15 protein-coding genes, 1 pseudogene and 1 riboswitch are annotated in these 17,813 nt (G+C 53.9%); of the genes and pseudogenes, 14 read left to right on the plus strand and 2 right to left on the minus strand.

Going from position 1 to position 17,813, the window contains the following annotated elements; genetic code table 11:
- Positions 1–99: 99 nt before the first annotated feature.
- From MCJ35_RS04370 to amrS, 6 genes and pseudogenes are all read left to right on the plus strand, one after another.
- Entirely contained in the window at positions 100–876 is a 777-nt protein-coding gene (locus MCJ35_RS04370; protein WP_240299369.1) for an ABC transporter ATP-binding protein, read from the plus strand.
- A 25-nt stretch (positions 877–901) separates the two neighbouring features.
- A complete protein-coding gene (locus tag MCJ35_RS04375) occupies positions 902–3,532 on the plus strand; it encodes an ABC transporter permease subunit (protein ID WP_240299370.1) in 2,631 nt (876 codons plus the stop codon).
- Positions 3,533–3,565: 33 nt separating this feature from the next.
- Positions 3,566–4,687 (plus strand): 2-aminoethylphosphonate--pyruvate transaminase, encoded by a 1,122-nt coding sequence (gene phnW, locus MCJ35_RS04380; RefSeq protein ID WP_025482791.1) that lies wholly within the window; start codon positions 3,566–3,568, stop codon positions 4,685–4,687.
- 1 nt (position 4,688) lies between these two features.
- Entirely contained in the window at positions 4,689–5,456 is a 768-nt protein-coding gene (phnX, locus tag MCJ35_RS04385) for a phosphonoacetaldehyde hydrolase (RefSeq protein ID WP_025482790.1), read from the plus strand.
- Between the two features lie 173 nt (positions 5,457–5,629).
- Complete coding sequence (gene amrA, locus MCJ35_RS04390; RefSeq protein WP_025482789.1) at positions 5,630–7,036, plus strand: AmmeMemoRadiSam system protein A; 1,407 nt, start codon at positions 5,630–5,632, stop codon at positions 7,034–7,036.
- A gap of 20 nt (positions 7,037–7,056) precedes the next feature.
- Positions 7,057–7,794 (plus strand): annotated as a pseudogene (amrS, locus tag MCJ35_RS04395) (AmmeMemoRadiSam system radical SAM enzyme); the annotation flags it as partial.
- Here amrS and MCJ35_RS31855 read toward each other — a convergent pair.
- A complete protein-coding gene (locus MCJ35_RS31855) occupies positions 7,715–7,969 on the minus strand; it encodes a DUF6783 domain-containing protein (RefSeq protein ID WP_353656105.1) in 255 nt (84 codons plus the stop codon). The pseudogene amrS and the gene MCJ35_RS31855 sit on opposite strands and share 80 nt — an antisense overlap.
- On the opposite strand from MCJ35_RS31855, the gene MCJ35_RS31860 reads away from it, so the two are divergent.
- The 7 genes from MCJ35_RS31860 to MCJ35_RS04420 all read left to right on the plus strand — a co-directional run bounded on the left by MCJ35_RS31860 (position 7,868) and on the right by MCJ35_RS04420 (position 12,733).
- Entirely contained in the window at positions 7,868–8,113 is a 246-nt protein-coding gene (locus MCJ35_RS31860) for a DUF6783 domain-containing protein (protein ID WP_353656106.1), read from the plus strand. The two genes, MCJ35_RS31855 and MCJ35_RS31860, sit on opposite strands and share 102 nt — an antisense overlap.
- Before the next feature lie 346 nt (positions 8,114–8,459).
- Positions 8,460–8,792, plus strand: a complete 333-nt coding sequence (locus tag MCJ35_RS31865; RefSeq protein ID WP_353656060.1) for a hypothetical protein — start codon at positions 8,460–8,462, stop codon at positions 8,790–8,792.
- A gap of 296 nt (positions 8,793–9,088) precedes the next feature.
- Positions 9,089–9,523: a hypothetical protein gene (locus tag MCJ35_RS31870; RefSeq protein WP_353656061.1), complete on the plus strand. Its 435-nt coding sequence runs from the start codon at positions 9,089–9,091 to the stop codon at positions 9,521–9,523.
- Positions 9,524–9,560: 37 nt separating this feature from the next.
- Positions 9,561–9,677, plus strand: a riboswitch (TPP riboswitch).
- 77 nt (positions 9,678–9,754) lie between these two features.
- Positions 9,755–10,051 carry a thiamine-binding protein gene (locus MCJ35_RS04405; protein WP_008722530.1) on the plus strand — a complete coding sequence of 99 codons (297 nt, stop codon included), beginning with the start codon at positions 9,755–9,757 and terminating at the stop codon, positions 10,049–10,051.
- Positions 10,020–10,793, plus strand: coding sequence for an ABC transporter permease (locus MCJ35_RS04410; RefSeq protein WP_025482786.1), 774 nt, complete (start codon positions 10,020–10,022; stop codon positions 10,791–10,793). The genes MCJ35_RS04405 and MCJ35_RS04410 overlap by 32 nt, the downstream gene beginning before the upstream one ends.
- A gap of 85 nt (positions 10,794–10,878) precedes the next feature.
- A complete protein-coding gene (locus MCJ35_RS04415; RefSeq protein ID WP_025482785.1) occupies positions 10,879–11,907 on the plus strand; it encodes an ABC transporter substrate-binding protein in 1,029 nt (342 codons plus the stop codon).
- Positions 11,908–11,977: 70 nt separating this feature from the next.
- Positions 11,978–12,733: an ABC transporter ATP-binding protein gene (locus tag MCJ35_RS04420; protein ID WP_025482784.1), complete on the plus strand. Its 756-nt coding sequence runs from the start codon at positions 11,978–11,980 to the stop codon at positions 12,731–12,733.
- A gap of 153 nt (positions 12,734–12,886) precedes the next feature.
- On the opposite strand, the gene MCJ35_RS31880 is transcribed toward MCJ35_RS04420, so the two are convergent.
- The gene (locus MCJ35_RS31880) at positions 12,887–13,045 is read right to left on the minus strand and encodes a DUF6783 domain-containing protein (RefSeq protein WP_353656107.1); all 159 of its coding nucleotides are present in this window, start codon (positions 13,043–13,045) and stop codon (positions 12,887–12,889) included.
- 59 nt (positions 13,046–13,104) lie between these two features.
- Here MCJ35_RS31880 and MCJ35_RS04425 point away from each other — a divergent pair, with 59 nt between their 5' ends.
- Positions 13,105–17,757, plus strand: coding sequence for an EAL domain-containing protein (locus MCJ35_RS04425; RefSeq protein ID WP_025482782.1), 4,653 nt, complete (start codon positions 13,105–13,107; stop codon positions 17,755–17,757).
- Positions 17,758–17,813: the final 56 nt, after the last annotated feature.

The following is a 17,813-nucleotide window of genomic DNA, read 5'->3' on the forward strand; positions in this document are numbered from 1 at the left end:
CAAAGGACTTACATGGATCTTGTTGTATTCGGCCGGACGGTTGTGCTTTAATGTGGGTGTTTAGAAAAACGGTCTGGGCAGATTAAAAGGAGGGCATTTATGCTGGAATTAAAACATATCAGGAAATCATTTGACGGGGTAACCATATTGGAGGACATCAACCTGACAATCGGGGACGGGGAAATCGTATCCATCCTGGGTCCGTCGGGATGCGGGAAAACCACCCTGCTGAACCTGATTCTTGGAATCACGGACGCGGACAGCGGGCAGATGCTGTTCCAGGGACAGGACATCACCCGGGTTCCCATGGAGGAGAGGGGATTTAACATTGTATTCCAGGATTATGCGCTGTTCCCCAACCTCAATGTATATAAGAACATTACATACGGGCTTAAGAACCGGCCGGGGATTTCCACGAACCAGGAGGTGGAGGAATTCATTGACCTTTTGGGACTCAGGGAACATCTGTGCAAACGGATTGACCAGCTCTCCGGCGGGCAGAAGCAGAGGGTGGCGCTGGCCAGGACCATGGTCATGAAGCCCAGGATCCTGCTGCTGGACGAACCCTTAAGCGCCCTGGACGGGGTAATCAAGGAATCCATTAAAGAAAAAATCAAGGAGATTGCCAGGGAATTCAAACTGACCACGGTGATTGTGACACATGACCCGGAGGAAGCCCTGACCCTTTCCGACAAGGTGATGATTGTGAATCAGGGAGGCATTGCACAGTTTGGCAGGCCGGAGGAGATTATAGGCGCGCCAGCGGACGGCTTTGTGGAGGAATTCATCTTAAACCAGCTGGAGATAAAAAAGAACAACATTTTCTCCCTGTTCCAGAGGGAACTGGCTGACCGCGTGATCATGCAGGCGGGCTGACCGGGAAATGATGGGAGATTTTACAATGAAGACGATGAAAGAGAGAGAAATCAAGGGCATTTACGCGCTGGTCACCGGTGTTTTCCTGGTATTCCTGCTGGTTCCCATCCTGCTTCTTTTGGGGAAATCCTTTGAGTGCCAGGGAGGCATTGCCCTGTCGCATTATGCGGATGTGCTTACCGGGAAGGGATTTGCGGGAGCATTTGCAAGGAGCGCGGTTGTGGCCTCCCTCAGCGCGGCCGTGACCACGGTCCTGGCATTCATCCTTTCCTATACCATCCATTACACCAATGTGCCCAGAGGGCTTAAGGGGTTCATACGCCTGGCGGCCGTGATTCCCATGCTGCTGCCCACCATCACATATGGATTCGCAATCATCTATTCCTTTGGGAAACAGGGGCTTCTGACCAGGCTGTTGGGAAGGCAGCTCTTTGACATATACGGCTTCTGGGGACTGCTTTTGGGGTATGTGATCTACACCCTTCCTGTTTCCTTCATGCTGATATTCAATTCCATGAGTTTTATTGATAAAAAGTTCATGATTGTATCCAGGATCATGGGGGACAGCCCGTTTTCCACCTTTCTTGGAACCGTGCTCAGGCCGCTTCTTGGAACCCTGGCAGCTTCGTTTGTACAGTGCTTTTTCCTCTGCTTCACGGATTACGGCATCCCGGCGTCCGTGGGAGGGCAGTATGACGTGGTGGCTTCGGTGCTGTACAATGAAATGCTGGGAAGCGTGCCGGATTTCAACCGCGGGGCCGTGGTGGCCATGTCCATGCTGGTGCCGTCCGTTGTGAGCATTTCCCTGCTCCATTACCTGGAGCGCTATAATATCCGGTACAGCCGGATTTCCAATACTGAAATCCGCAGGGGCAGGCTCCGGGATGTGTTCTGCGGCGCGGCGTCCTGCGCCATCCTGACTTGCGTCCTGTGCGTGTTTGCCGTCATATTCGTGGTGCCCATGGTGCAGGAATGGCCCTATCAGATGGATCTTACATTCAGCCATGTATGGGATGTGTTCCGGGATTCCTCCCTGTCAGCAGTGTACAGGAACTCCATCCTGGTTGCGGTGCTGACCGCCCTGACCGGCTCGCTGATTGTTTACGGGGCAGCCCTTGCAACGGCCAGAAGCAGCCTGGATCAAAGGCTGAAGGACATCATAGAAAGCATTGCCCTGGTGACAAACACCATACCAGGCATGGTAATCGGCATTGCATTCCTGTTCACCTTTTCCGGCACCCCGGTGCAGAATACGTTTTTCCTCCTGGTCATCTGTAATGTGGTGCATTTTTTCTCCACGCCATACCTGATGATGAAGAGCTCCCTTGCGAAAATGAACGCATCCTGGGAGACAACCGCCCTGCTCATGGGGGATACCTGGTTTAAGACTATCCTGCGGGTGGTCACGCCCAACGCGGTGTCCACCCTGCTGGAGGTATTCAGCTATTATTTTGTCAATGCAATGGTGACGGTCAGCGCCGTCATTTTCATCGCAGGCGCCAGGACCATGGTCATCACGACGAAAATAAAGGAACTGCAGTATTATACAAAATTCAATGAGATATTTGTGCTCTCCCTCCTGATCATGGCCACGAACCTTGGGGCCAAGGCGTTGTTTGGCGCTTTATCAGGAAGAAGGGAAAATATAAAAATGAAAAGAGGAAAGTTTATGAAAAAGTGGAAAAAAGCAGCAACCCTGGGAATGACTGCATTGATTGCAGCGTCAGCCCTCACATTAACCGGCTGTTCCGGGAAGGAATCACAGGTGGTAATCTACTCCAATGCGGATGATGAGGCCATAGAAGCCATGAAACATGCCCTGGACGGCAATGGATTTGAAGGAAAATACCTTCTCCAGTCCTTTGGGACCTCTGAACTTGGCGGCAAGCTGCTGGCAGAGGGGACCAACATAGAGGCGGACGTGGTCACCATGAGCTCCTTTTACCTGGAAAGCGCCCAGGACCAGAACCATATGTTCGCGGACCTTGCCTTTGATGCCGGGGCAATGGAGGAATACCCCTCTTACTACACGCCCATTACGAAGCAGGAGGGCGCAATCATTGTCAACACCGAGATGATGAAGGAAAATAACCTGGCCATGCCCGTCTGTTTAAAGGATCTGTCAAAGCCGGAGTATGAGGGCTTTGTATCAGTGACGGATATCAAAAGTTCATCCACCGCATGGCTGCTGATGCAGGCCCTTATCAGTGAATACGGTGAGGACGGCGCCAGGGAAGTGCTTACCGGGATTTATAAAAATGCCGGACCCCATGTGGAAAGCTCCGGATCGGCTCCCCTTAAGAAGGTGCGCGCAGGGGAGGTGGCCATTGGATTCGGCCTGCGCCATCAGGCCGTGGCAGATAAGGCCCAGGGACTGCCGGTAGACTATGTGGATCCCCTGGAAGGGAACTTCTCCCTGACTGAATCCGTGGCAGTGATTGATAAAGGCGGTAAGACTAGCCCAATGGCCCAGAAGATGGCTGAGTGCATCATTAAAAACGGAAGGGCGGAGCTGATTAAGACATATCCCCTGCCGGTTTATGAAGGGGAGCAGGGGAATCCTGCCAATATGTCCGCCTATCCAAAGGTATTTCCCCAAAAGCTGACAGTGGACCTGCTGAAACAGCATCAGGACCTTTCAGAAAGCTGTAAATAAACCACAAACAAGAAGAAAGAGGAGTAAACGGATATGATGAATTATAAGCTGCTGACACCGGGGCCTTTAACGACCACGGATACCGTGAAGAAAGAGATGCTGTTTGACCACTGCACCTGGGATGATGATTATAAGGAAATCACACAGGAAATCCGCAGGAAACTTCTTGGGCTGGCCCATGTCGGGGAGCCTGAATATACATGCGTACTGATGCAGGGCAGCGGGACCTTTGGGGTGGAGTCCGTCCTCACAAGCTCCGCCGGGCCGGAGGACTGCCTGCTCATTGCCTCCAACGGCGCCTACGGGGACCGGATGGCGGATATTGCAAAGCACGCAGGAATCCCGTTCATCCAGTACTGTGAGGAGTATGACCGGGTGCCCTGTGCGGACCGGATCCGTGAGCTCATTCAGAAGAACCCGGAAATCACCCATGTCTCCATGGTGCACAGCGAGACAACATCCGGGATTTTAAACGATATCGCATCTGTGGCAAAGGTGGTGAAGGAAGCGGGGCGTGTCTTTATCGTGGACGCCATGAGCAGCTTCGGCGGCGTGGATATACCGGTCGGGGATTTAGGGATTGATTACATCATCAGCAGCGCCAACAAATGCATCCAGGGTGTGCCGGGATTTTCCTTCATCATCTGCCGCCGGGATGAACTTATGAAATGCAACGGGAAGGCGCCAAGCCTGTCCCTGGACCTGTACAGTCAGTGGGAGACCATGGAAAAGGACGGGAAATGGAGATTCACCTCCCCCACCCATACGGTGCTGGCCTTTGCACAGGCGCTCAGGGAAATGGAGGAAGAAGGCGGGATTGAGGCCAGGAGCAGACGGTATGCCGGCAATAACAGGCTGCTGATTAAAAAGCTGGCGGAACTTGGGATCCGTCCATATATTGAAGGGGAATATCAGGGGCCCATCATCACCACTTTTTTCTACCCGGAGGACAGCAGCTTTTCCTTTGAGGAAATGTACCGTTACATAAAGGAACGGGGATATGCCATCTATCCTGGCAAGGTGACGGACGCGGATACCTTCCGGATTGGTAATATCGGGGAGATTTATGAGGATGATATCATAAAGCTTTACGGTATAATAAAAGAGTTCCTGGAGGATAAGGAAAACCAGGAAAATGACAGGGAGGAACAGTAAAATGGCATTATTTGACGCAGTTATTCTTGACTGGGCAGGCACCACCGTGGATTACGGGTGCTTTGCCCCGGTACAGGCCTTTGCGGAGGCATTTGGGGAATACGGCATCCAGCCCACCATGGACGAGATACGGGGGCCCATGGGCATGCTGAAACGCGACCATGTGCGGACCATGCTGGAGATGGAGCGGATTTCCGGGGAATGGGAAAGAATCCACGGCCGGGCGTTTACCCAGGAGGATGTGGAACAGGTCTATCTTCTCAGCGAAAGTAAGATCCTTGGCCTGGCAGGCGGATTCACCGATGTGAAGCCGTATGTGACAGAAACCGTGGAAACGCTGCGCGGCCACGGAATCCGGATCGGCTCCACTACCGGATATACGGATGCAATGATGGGCATCGTGGCGCCTGCCGCTGCGCAGAAGGGCTACAGCCCGGACTGCTGGTTCAGCCCGGATTCCACGGGACACAAAGGGAGGCCGTACCCATATATGATTTTCCGCAACATGGAGGCCCTGGGGCTATCCGATGTCAGGCGGGTCATGAAAGTGGGGGATACGGTTTCTGATATAAAAGAAGGAAAAAACGCAGGTGTTTATACGGTGGGCATCGTGGAGGGAAGCTCTGCCATGGGCCTGTCCATGGAGGAATATGAGGCCCTTTCCCCGGAGGACAGGGAATATGCCTGCAAGACCGTGAGCCGGAAGTTCCTGGAGGCAGGGGCTGACTGGGTGGTCAGGGATATACGGGGGGTCCTGGAACTTATATAAGTTCCGGCTGTCAGCTGCATCTGCGTGTCAGGGGTGTCGGCTGCAGCTGTTTTCCAGGGCTGTCAGTTACATGTGCCGGTTTCATGGTTCCCCGGCATTGAAGTATTCCTTTCTTTTGGCTATAATATTAAGTAGTTATGGTTGGAAAGGCAACAAAGGAAAGGAGATGCCCTATGGCTATTATTGCAGGAATCATGGTACCCCACCCGCCCCTTATCATACCCGATGTGGGACGGGGCCAGCAGGTACGGATAAAGGATACGGTGGAGGCATATCACCAGGCGGCCAGACTGGCCGCGGCCTCAAAGCCGGACACCATTGTGGTGCTGTCGCCCCATGCCGTGATGTATGCGGACTATTTCCACATTTCCCCGGGAACAGGGGCAAAGGGTGACTTCGGCCAGTTCCTGGCTCCCCAGGAAGCAGTGGAAGTGGAATATGACACTGAATTTGTAAATGAACTCTGTGACCTGGCGGATGATATTGATTTTCCCATGGGCAAGGAAGGGGAGAGGGACAGGGAGCTGGACCATGGAACCATGGTTCCCTTATACTTCATCAACCAGTATTACCATGATTACCGTCTGGTGCGGATTGGCGGTTCCGGCCTTCCCTTTACAGACCATTACAGGGCCGGACAGTTGATTGCACAGGCGGTAAAGCGCCTGGGCAGGAGGACGGTCATCATTGCCAGCGGCGATCTTTCCCACAAGCTGAAAGAGGACGGCCCTTATGGTTTCAGCGTCCAAGGGCCGGAATACGATAAGCGCATCATGGACGTGATGGGCATGGGCAGGTTTGGAGGGCTGTTGGATTTCACGGAAGGGTTCTGCGAAAAGGCGGGCGAATGCGGACACAGAAGCTTTACCATGATGGCGGGCGCCATGGACGGTATGGCGGTAAAACCGCAGCGCCTGTCCTATGAGGGTCCCTTTGGGGTAGGATATGGTATCTGTACCTTTGAAGTACAGGGGAAGGATGAGGGCCGCTGTTTCCTGAAGGCATATGAGGAGCGGGAACAGGCCGTGTGCAGGCAGAAGCAGGAAGCGGAAGACGCCTACGTATCCCTGGCAAGAAAGTCCCTGGAACATTACGTGCATACCAGAAGGATGATACCGGTCCAGGCAGTGGAGGAAGGCCTGCCCGGCGAAATGTTAAAATCACGCGCAGGCGTCTTTGTCTCCATCCATAAGAACGGTGCGCTGAGGGGCTGTATCGGCACCATCGCGCCTGTGTGCGGGAATGTGGCTGAGGAAATCATCCAGAACGCGGTAAGCGCTGGCATCCATGACCCCAGGTTCCCGTCCGTCAGGGAGGATGAACTGCAGCAGCTGGTATACAGCGTGGATGTGCTGGGGGAGACATCGCCCATAAGCGGGCCTGAGGAACTGGATGTGAAGCGTTACGGGGTCATTGTGACAAAGGGACGCAAAAGAGGGCTTCTGCTGCCAAACCTGGACGGAGTGGACACGGTAGGGGAGCAGATCGGCATTGCCAGGCAGAAGGCCGGGATTGGGCCGGATGAGGACGGGGTCGGTCTGGAGCGCTTTGAAGTCATAAGGCATGGTGATAAGGGATGAGGATGACATGTGATGTATGCATGCACCGGTGCAGCCTGGAAAACGGGCAGACCGGTATCTGCCGGGCCAGAGGGAACCGGGGCAATGGGATTGTCCCCCTGAATTATGGCAGGCTTACATCCATGGCCCTGGATCCGATTGAGAAAAAGCCCCTGCGCATGTTCTGTCCCGGAAGCCGGATCCTGTCCGTGGGAAGTTTTGGCTGCAATTTAAAATGTCCCTTCTGCCAGAACCACGGGATATCCATGGCCGGGGAAAGGGACAGTGAGGTGGTGACGGTGACGCCGGGGCAGCTGGCGGACAGGGCCGCGGACCTCAGGGACAGGGGAAACATCGGCGTGGCCTACACGTACAATGAGCCGCTGGTGGGATGGGAGTTTGTCCGGGATACGGCCCGCCTTGTCAGGATGGCAGGCATGAAAAATGTAATCGTGACCAATGGCAGTGCATCGGACCGGGTGCTGGACGGACTGCTGCCCTATACAGATGCCATGAACATCGACCTGAAAGGATTTACGGACCGCTATTACAAAAAACTGGGAGGCAGCCTGGAGGTGGTGAAGCATTTCATAGAACGCGCGGCAGGAGAATGCCACGTGGAGCTGACAACACTGATTGTGCCGGGGGAAAATGATTCAGAGGCAGAGATAAAGGAACTTGCCGCATGGGTTGCGTCGGTTAATCCGCGGATTCCCCTGCATATAACCAGATTCTTTCCGATGTGGAAGATGACGGACCGGGATGCAACGGATATAGGCTGTCTGTATGCGCTGGTGGAGGCGGCACGCGGCCGCCTGGAGTATGTGTTTGCGGGGAATTGCTAGGGCGTGTTTGAAAATTGCTTTCCGTCAGCTGTGCGTTCCACTTTGTGGGAGATTTGGTCCCGATGAGGGAGGCGTAGCGGGCTACGTTGACCGAATTGGGACCAAATATGCCGCGAAGTGGGGCCTGCAGACGGCGGGAATGAATTTTCAAACACGTTCTAGGCGTGCAGATACCGGTAATGGATTTTCTGTCAGGGTCAGGCTCTTCTCACAGCAGGTGTCCAGGAAAAATGGATTTTTCAACAAATATTAGCAAGGATTCTCCCATCCTCTAAGGTGGTGAGATGAATTGCCAAAAACAAACTTAACGGCAGTGGTGGGCGGAGAGTAATCGGTATCCCCCACTGCCATGAGGTCAACCACGCATCTACGTAGGATGCAGTCGCACTTCGACAATATACCGGGCGTGGATTGAAACAATAGGTTCGGATACCCCTTGCCACGGATGCGCATATAATGATAGTAACGGATGCAAATGCACTGCCGCCTGAAGCCCGGCAGTGCATTTGCTGTATGCCACAAGGGGGAGAGTATGATGTATTACAATCAAATGGATGGATGTAACTTTGGTGCTCAGGATGACTTAGGGCCCCGGGAATGTGATTGCTGCTGTTGCCGCGGCCCGGCAGGGCCTATGGGTCCTCAGGGGATACCTGGGCCGGAAGGGCGGCAAGGGGCAACAGGCCCCACAGGCCCACAGGGCATCCCCGGGCCGGAAGGACGGCAGGGGGAAACAGGCCCCACAGGCCCACAGGGCATCCCCGGGCCGGAAGGGCGGCAGGGGGAAACAGGCCCCACAGGCCCACAGGGCATCCCCGGGCCGGAAGGACGGCAGGGGGAAACAGGTCCCACAGGTCCACAGGGCATCCCCGGGCCGGAAGGGCGGCAGGGAGAAACAGGCCCTACAGGTCCCATGGGGCTTCAGGGAGTAACCGGACCCCGCGGGGCAACAGGGGACACTGGACCACAGGGGGCAACAGGTGAGGATGGTCCACGGGGAAATACAGGAGCCACTGGCCCTCAGGGAGAAGCTGGCCCAACCGGACCAGCCGGGCCCCAAGGCCCCATGGGTCCCCAGGGGGACCCTGGCCCGGAAGGCGTACAGGGGCTGCGGGGTGCCACCGGTCCTCAGGGGCCAGCCGGCCCCCAGGGAGATGCAGGGAATACAGGGGCTGCCGGAATACAGGGCCCAACCGGCCCAACCGGGCTGCAGGGACCCACTGGCCCCATGGGTCCGACTGGCCCGACCGAACCATATCCCGATGACATATTTGCCTCATTCATTAATTTTGCCGCTCACTTCGTCAATGCGTCGCTGATGCCCATGGGAATCGGGGTGGAGGATGTGACCAACCACATTGTGTTGACGGATCCGACCCATATAACGCTGGAACCTGGGTTCTATTCCATCTTTTATGAAGTGTCGGTATTGTATCCGGGGACCACGTTCATGCAGATTACTCCGTTCTATAACGGCAGTGCCCATATTGAATACGGGATTTATTTCATGACGGGCCCGGACCGCTCCAGCGCCTTCGGGTCGGTGTCGTTCATCATTGAGGTGCCGCAGCCCACGGTGTTCACGCTTACCTACAACAGCCCGGTGGACGGAACGGAAGGCACCCTGACCATGGTAATCAGGAAGCTGCGCAGAGAAACTTAAATTGACTTTTAAAACAGGCCGTAGTATACTGTAGCAAGAAAACAAAGAGGGGTGCTGGTCTGCAATCCATACCGGCTGAGATGGAACTTCGGTTTCCGAACCCTGATACCTGATCTGGATAATGCCAGCGTAGGAAGTGCTCAGACCATGTCTGTTATATCCCGCCCGGATTGTCCGGGCGGGATTTTTATGACCGGCACCACGAATAAAAGACGAAGAGGAGAGGTATCCATGAACGCAAGCGTAGCTATTCAGACATTACCGGAGGCAGGGAACAACGAGGAGTTAATCCGTATTGTGGATGAGGTGATTGATTACATTAAAAGCACGGGGTTAAACTACTATGTAGGACCTTTTGAGACGGCCATTGAAGGGGATTATGACCAGCTCATGGACATTGTAAAGGAATGCCAGCACATTGCAATCAGGGCAGGCGCACCTTCCGTTGCCGCCTACATCAAAGTATCCTACCATCCTGAAGGAGATGTGCTTACCATTGAAAAGAAAGTTACAAAACATCACCAGTAAGATATGGTCGTTTTCAGCAGCGGCATGCATCCTGGCTGTGTGGCAGGCAGCGGTATCCCTCGGCTGCATTGAGGGCTTCATGCTGCCTTCCCCCGTCCAGGTCCTGAGGACTTTTATAAGCGAGTTTCCCATACTTATGGACAATGCCGGGATAACCATGGCGGAAGCAGCCCTGGGGCTGCTGTTTGGAATTGCCACGGGTTTTGCCGCGGCTGTGTTCATGGACCGCTTTGAGCGGGCGTATCAGGCATTTTATCCCATCGTGGTCCTGACCCAGACCGTACCGGCCGTGGCCATGGCCCCGCTTCTGGTGCTTTGGTTTGGCTATGAGATGACGCCTAAGGTCATATTGATTGTCATTACCACATTTTTCCCAATTACGGTGGGGCTGCTCACCGGATTTAAGTCCGCTGACCCGGATGCGGTGAACCTGCTGCGGGCCATGGGGGCGGGGAGGATGCAGATATTCCGTTACCTTAAGCTGCCGGGAGCCATGAACCAGTTCTTTTCCAGCCTTAAGATATCGGCAAGCTATGCAGTGGTAGGGGCGGTCATATCAGAGTGGCTTGGCGGTTTTGGCGGACTGGGCGTGTATATGACAAGGGTAAGGAAGGCGTTTTCATTTGACAAGATGTTTGCGGTCATCTTCCTTATATCGGTCATCAGCCTGCTGCTTATGCGGGCAGTGGAACTGCTCCAGAAGAAATGCATGCCATGGGACAACGGCGCCAAGGACAGATGATCATGCCATGGGATAACGGCGCCAGGTACAGATGATCATGCCATGGGACAGGAGGCCTGGACGGGACAGGCAGGAGGAGGAACAGATGAAAAAAACATATACAGTGATTCTGGCAGCGGCATTGCTTGGAATTGCCCTGACCGGGTGCGCGGGAGCATCCGGCGGGAGCAGTCAGGCGGCGGGTGACCGGAAGGAACAGTCCCTTAAGGAGATTACCTTTGTACTGGACTGGACGCCCAATACCAACCACACAGGCTTATATGTGGCCCAGGAAAAAGGATATTTTAAGGATGCCGGGCTTAATGTGACCATGGTGCAGCCCCCGGAAAATGGCGCGGAGGTGCTGGCCGCGTCCGGCAAGGCGCAGTTTGCCATGTCCTTTCAGGACAGCCTGGCGCCTGCGTTTTCAGGCGAAAACAAGCTTCCGGTGACAGCGGTTGCGGCGGTCATCCAGCACAACACATCCGGCATCATTTCCCGGAAGGGGGAGGGGATGGACAGGCCCAGGGGACTGGAAGGCAGACAGTATGCCACCTGGGACCTTCCCATTGAAAAGGCCACTATCCGGGAGGTTGTGGAAGCGGACGGCGGGGATTTTGATAAGGTTAAGCTGATTCCCAGCATGGTTACGGATGAGGTGACTGCCCTTAAGACAAAATCAGTGGACGCCATCTGGATCTTTTATGGCTGGGCCGGGGTGAAGACGGAGCTGGAAGGACTGGAAACCGATTATTTTGCATTTGCAGACGTGGATCCTGTATTTGATTTTTACACCCCGGTCATCATTGCTAATAATGATTTCCTGGAAAATGAACCCGACACGGCAAAGGCGTTTATGGAAGCAGTGAGCCGGGGGTATATGGATGCGGCCAGGGACCCGCAGGCGGCGGCGGATATCCTCTGCAAGGCGGCGCCTGAGCTGGACCCGGAACTTATAAAGGCAAGCCAGATTTACCTGGCTGATAAGTATCAGGCAGATGCAGCGCAGTGGGGATACATTTCCCCGGAACGCTGGAACGCATATTATGACTGGCTGTCCAGGAATGGGCTGACGGAAACGCCGATTGAGGAAAATACAGGCTTTTCCAATGAATATCTGCCAAAGGACGGATGACGGGAACGGATTTTTAGACACGGCCTGATCCGGATAGAGGGAAGGCGTGGCAAAGGGACGGGAGGAATACATGGCACAGCTGAAGGTTGAGGGGGTATCCAAATCCTTTGACGGGGAACCGGTCATCCGGGATATCTCCATTGAACTGCACAAGGGGGAACTGGTATCGCTGTTAGGCATCAGCGGTGGCGGTAAGACCACCCTGTTCAACATCATTGCAGGCTTAAGCACCCCGGATGAGGGGCGGGTGGTGATGGAAGGGGAGGATATAACAGGATGCCCGGGGCGGGTAAGCTATATGCTCCAGAAGGACCTGCTCTTCCCCTTCAGGACCATTGAGGATAACGTGGCCCTTCCCCTGATTATCAAGGGCGTGAAGAAAAAGGAGGCCAGACAGCAGGCAGGGGAGTATTTTGCAGGATTCGGCCTGGAGGGAACCCAGAAGAAGTATCCGGCCCAGCTCTCAGGCGGGATGCGCCAGAGGGCGGCGCTTCTTAGGACCTATCTTTTTTCCGGCAGCGTGGCGCTGTTGGATGAGCCCTTCTCCGCCCTGGACATGCTTACCAAACAGTCGGTCCACAACTGGTATCTGGACGTGATGGAGCAGATCCGCCTTTCCACCCTGTTCATTACCCATGACATTGACGAGGCAGTGCTCCTGTCTGACCGGATATACCTGCTGACAGGAAAGCCGGGCACCATAACCGGGGAAATCGTGGTGAAGGAGCCGAAACCAAGGGCAAGGGATTTTCAGGTGACGGACGTGTTCCTGGATTATAAAAAGACCATATTGAACCATCTGAAGAAGTACTCGGATGAAGTATGACATAAAAGGATTCCCATCAGTAATGGCCGGGAATCCTTTTTCCGTACTGGAGCGTGTTTGAAAATTCATTCCCGCCGTCTGCCCTAAGGAATCCACCAGAGGTACCCCCTTAGGACCAAGCACGCCCCACTTCGCGGTATATTTGGCCCCGATTCAGTCAGCGTAGCCCGCTACGCCTCCATCATCGGGACCAAATCTCCCACAAAGTGGGACGCACAGCCGACGGAAAGCAATTATCAAACGCGCTCCAGGGGCCTGAAAGAAGATTCTCTGGTTGACGGGGATGCTGAAAAAAGAATATAATGGTACCATAAGTGTTAGGGAATGAATTTTCAAACACGCCCTGGCAGATTAGGGAAAAGAGGTTGTGCATGAACACGGTGAAAAGCAGCAACGAAACCAGTATTTATATTATTGATGACAATTACCGGATTGTACATTTTAATTCAACCCTTCGGGATAAGTTCCCGGAACTGCAGTGCGGTGACATATGTTATGAGAAGCTGTGCCAGGAAGTGAGGCCATGCGCACGCTGTCCCTTTAACCAGGAGGGTGACGAGGCGGTGGTATTCTATAATAAGGTGGTCCAGAAGTGGCTGGAGGTAGGGACTGGCCGGATTGAGTGGCCTGGAAAGGGCACATGCAACATGGTCCTGGTGCGCGAGATCCGTGAGGGGAATAAGAACCTGTTTTACAGCCTGACCAATATATCTGCATATGACGAGCTGTATGAGCTGAATCTAACCAGGGACAGCTACCGTCTTCTGTATCATGTGGAGGACAAGTATGTAATCCACGGCATGGAAGGAAAGCTTAGCCGGATGCTTGAGGAAGTGGCGGGGCACATGGTCCATCCGGATGATGCTGGTTCCTTCCGGGAATTCTGGAACAGGGATACAATCAGTGAATGCCTGAAGCATGAGGGGGATAACGCGGCGCTCAAGGGACAGTTCAGGAGGCTGCGCCTGAATGGCGCCTATACCTGGGTGTCCCAGATTGTGGTACCCCTTAAGCGCGGTTCCAATGATGATGAGACCGTGATGTGCTTTATCCAGGATATCAGCGAACAGAAATCCAGGGAAGATGAGATAAAGAGGATGCTGGCCTCAAGGGACGGGGAGTTTGACCATCTGACCGGACTGCTTAGAAGGACCGTGTTCCTTAAGCGCGCCCAGGAATTCCTTTCCAAAAAGAACGGGTCATACTGTCTGGCAGCGGTTGATATAGAGCATTTCAAGCTGTTTAATGAATGGTACGGACAGGAGGAAGGGGACAGGCTTCTGGCCAGGATTGGCGGCCATCTTAAGGATATTGAGACTTCATACAACGGGATTGCAGGATATATGGGAGGGGATGATTTTGTCATCATCATCCCGGATGACAGGGAAGCCATCGGGGAACTGCAGAACCGGATCATGACGTATGTAAGGCAGAGCGGGGGAACGGCCGGTTTCCTGCCTGCCTTTGGAATCTATGGTATTGAGGACGGATCCCTGTCCATCAGCACCATGTACGACAGGGCGTGCATAGCCCTGGCATCGGTGAAGGGAAGCTACGCCAGGAGGCTGTGCCGGTATGACAGCCGTATGATGCGGGAGATGGAGGAAAACCATAAGCTGCTGTCCGAGGTGCAGAAGGGGCTGGACCATGGGGAATTCTTATTTTACGCACAGCCCAAGTGTAACCTGAGTACGGGCAAGATCGTGGGGCTGGAAGCCCTTGTGCGCTGGAACCATCCGGTCAGGGGGCTGATCCCTCCCGGCGTATTCCTCCCGCTTTTAGAGAATAACGGCCTGATTACCAAGCTGGACCTGTTCATCTGGGAAGAGGTCTGCCGGAAACTGCGCAGATGGATTGACAGGGGACACCGTCCGGTCCCCATATCGGTCAATGTTTCCAGGATGGATATCTATGCAGTGGATGTGGCCGCTGTGTTTAAGGAGCTGGCAGACAGATATGCCATTGAACCGCGTCTGTTGGAAGTGGAGATTACAGAAAGCGCTTATGTGGAAGAGTATAATGTCATTACCGGCGTGGTGGAATCACTGCGGGAGGCTGGTTTTACTGTCCTGATGGATGACTTTGGAAGCGGTTATTCCTCCCTTAACATGCTGAAGGATGTCAATGTGGACGTGCTCAAGATTGACATGAAATTCCTTGAGATGGATGGCAGGTCCATGGGCAAGGGCGTGGAAATCCTGGAGGCAGTCACAAGGCTGGCCAATATCATGGGGCTGCGCATAATCGCGGAAGGGATTGAGACAAAAGAGCAGATTGATTTCCTGATGAACATGGGATGCACCTATGGACAGGGGTATTATTTCTTCCATCCCATGCCCATAGAGGTATTCGAACCCCTTCTGGCGGATGAGGATAACATAGACTTCCGGGGAATCAGGGCAAAACAGATTGAACGTGTAAGGCTTAAGGACATGCTGGAAGAGGATATTGCCAGCGATGCCATGATGAATAACATACTGGGCGCTGTTGCATTCTACGAGGTATATGACGGGCAGCTGGAGCTGCTGCGGGTAAATGAACAGTACTGCGCGCTTACAGGCACCAACGCAGTGGAACTGGAGGAACAGAGGAAATCCATCCTTAAGGATACCAGGGAAGAGGACAGGGAGTCTGCTTTTGGCATATTTACCCAGGCATATGATAATCCGCTGAAAGGGGCGGAAGGGGACCTGCGCCGCAGAAGAGGGGACGGCACCTATATGTGGATGCATCTGCGCGTGTTCTTCCTCAGGGAGCAGGATGGACGGAAGCTGTTTTACGGCGCGGTGTCCGATATTACGGAGCAGCGGCGCCGGGAACAGATGCTGGAGGCCTCCCAGAGGGCCTTATCTGCCGTGGTCCACATCTCTGAGAAGGATGAGTCCTTCATGCAGCTGGCAGAGGATAACCGCCGTGTGGCAGCGTCCATATTTGCACAGATGACGCCAGGCGGCATGATTGGCGGATACTGTGAGGATGGATTCCCGCTGTATTTTGCCAACCATGAGATGGTACGGCTTCTGGGCTATGAGACATTTGATGAACTGGCGGAAGCAATTGATTATCAGGTGGTCAATACCATCCATCCCGATGACCGGATGCGGGTGGGGAAGGATATCGGACCGGAATATTACGCAGGGCTGGAGTATACCACCACCTACAGGATGCCAAAAAAGGACGGGACCTGGTTCTGGACCCTGGATAAGGGCCGTGTAATCGAGGCAGAGGACGGGAGGCTTGCGATTGTCAGCGCGTGTACGGATATCTCTGAGACCATGGAGGCCCAGCGTCTCCTGCTGGAGAGCAACAGCAGCCTGAAACAGAGGAATGGGGAACTGAATTTCCTTAACAACGACATGCCGGGGGGATACCACCGCTGTGCCAAGAACAGTGATTTTGATTTCACATACATAAGCAACCGTTTCCTGGAAATATTCGGATATACCAGGGAGCAGATTAAGGAACTGTTTGATGACAAATTCATAAATATGGTGCATCCGGATGACAGGGACAAGGTGCAAAGAGGGGTGAACTTCCTTACCAGCAGCGAAAAACCCTATAATATGGAGTACCGGATGAAGGCAGCCAGGGGATATATCTGGGTCATTGACCAAAGCAGGCACATGATGTATGAGGGAAATGAATTCTTCCAGGGAGTGGTCCTGGATGTGACGGAGCTGGTAACCCTGCGGGAGCGTCTTCAGCTGCTTCTGGCCCATGTGCCGGAGGATTTTGTCCTTGTCAGCTGCCATGACGGAAGGTTTGAACATGAAATCATTGCTGACGGGCTGGCACGGACCATGGGCTATTCCAGGGAAGGGTATCTGGAACTTTTAAAGGACGGAGGATATCTGAAGGGACAGACGGGCCATGGATTTGAAACCCTGCTCCGCGAAATCAGGGAAATGTCGGAAAAGGGCGGAAGCTTTGTACATATATCACCGTTCCTGTGCAGGGGCGGCAGGCGTATGTGGATCAGGACAGAGGCCATGTCCGTGGAGCGTACGGTCAATGAAACCATTTACCTGTTTAATTACAAGGATGTGACCGGTATACAGGAGAAAAGGATGGAGCTGGACCTTCTGGGACGGAAACAGGAATCCATCCTCAGGCTGGCTGATATTAACAGCTGGGAGTGGAATCTCAGACAGGATACCCTGGTACTGACCAATGTGACGGATTCAAACTTCATGAAGTATTTCTGCAGCAGGAGAAGGGAGGCTGGGAACGTCATACGCGGCCTGTCCCAATGCCTGGAAACCCTGACATGCATTCCCGGTGAATACAGGCAGGCGTTACAAGCCTTCAATGAAAAGCTTCGCACGGACCGGAGCGGGGAGACCCTTGTTTTTGAATTCCCTGTGGCTGCAAAGGACGATTCCATGGTGTGGTTCAGGACAGCGGCCCAGACGCTGGTGGATGAAGACAATACCCCGGTGGTCGTGGTGGGATATACCACGGATATTACCGAGACCAGGCTGCAAAGCCAGATGCTGACAAGGATGGCCTCCACAGACCCCCTGACCGGGCTTTTAAACCGCCAGTCCGCCATACCGGCCATACAGGCTTACCTGGCCCAGGGAACACGGAATCCATCATCCCTGATCATGTTTGACCTGGATAATTTTAAGCTGGCCAATGATGTGTTTGGACACGATTTCGGGGATACCATGATTGTCCAGAATGCAAGAAAGCTGAAAAGTTATTTCCGCAGCGATGACATCGTATGCCGTATTGGAGGGGATGAGTTCATCGTCCTGTGCAAGAATATCAGCGAAAAGGATGTGGAGGCAAAGCTGGTCAGGATTGTGGATGAAATGTCCATGACACGCCGCGGAGGAGGACGCGATATCGTATTCTCCCTTTCGGCGGGCTATGTCATGGTACCGGAGCAGGGGACGGATTTCGATGACCTTTACCATAAGGCGGATGTGGCGCTGTTTGCAGCCAAGATGTGCGGCAAGTGCGCGTTCAGGAAGTATGAGGCTTCCATGAAGAACATCAGGATTGAGCTGGCGGAGTGACGGGGATGGATTTTCAGGGCCGCCAGACCAGGCGGCAGGAAATGCCATGTGTAGAG

The organism is Enterocloster sp. OA13, from assembly GCF_022440595.1.
Classification (GTDB): domain Bacteria; phylum Bacillota; class Clostridia; order Lachnospirales; family Lachnospiraceae; genus Enterocloster; species Enterocloster hominis.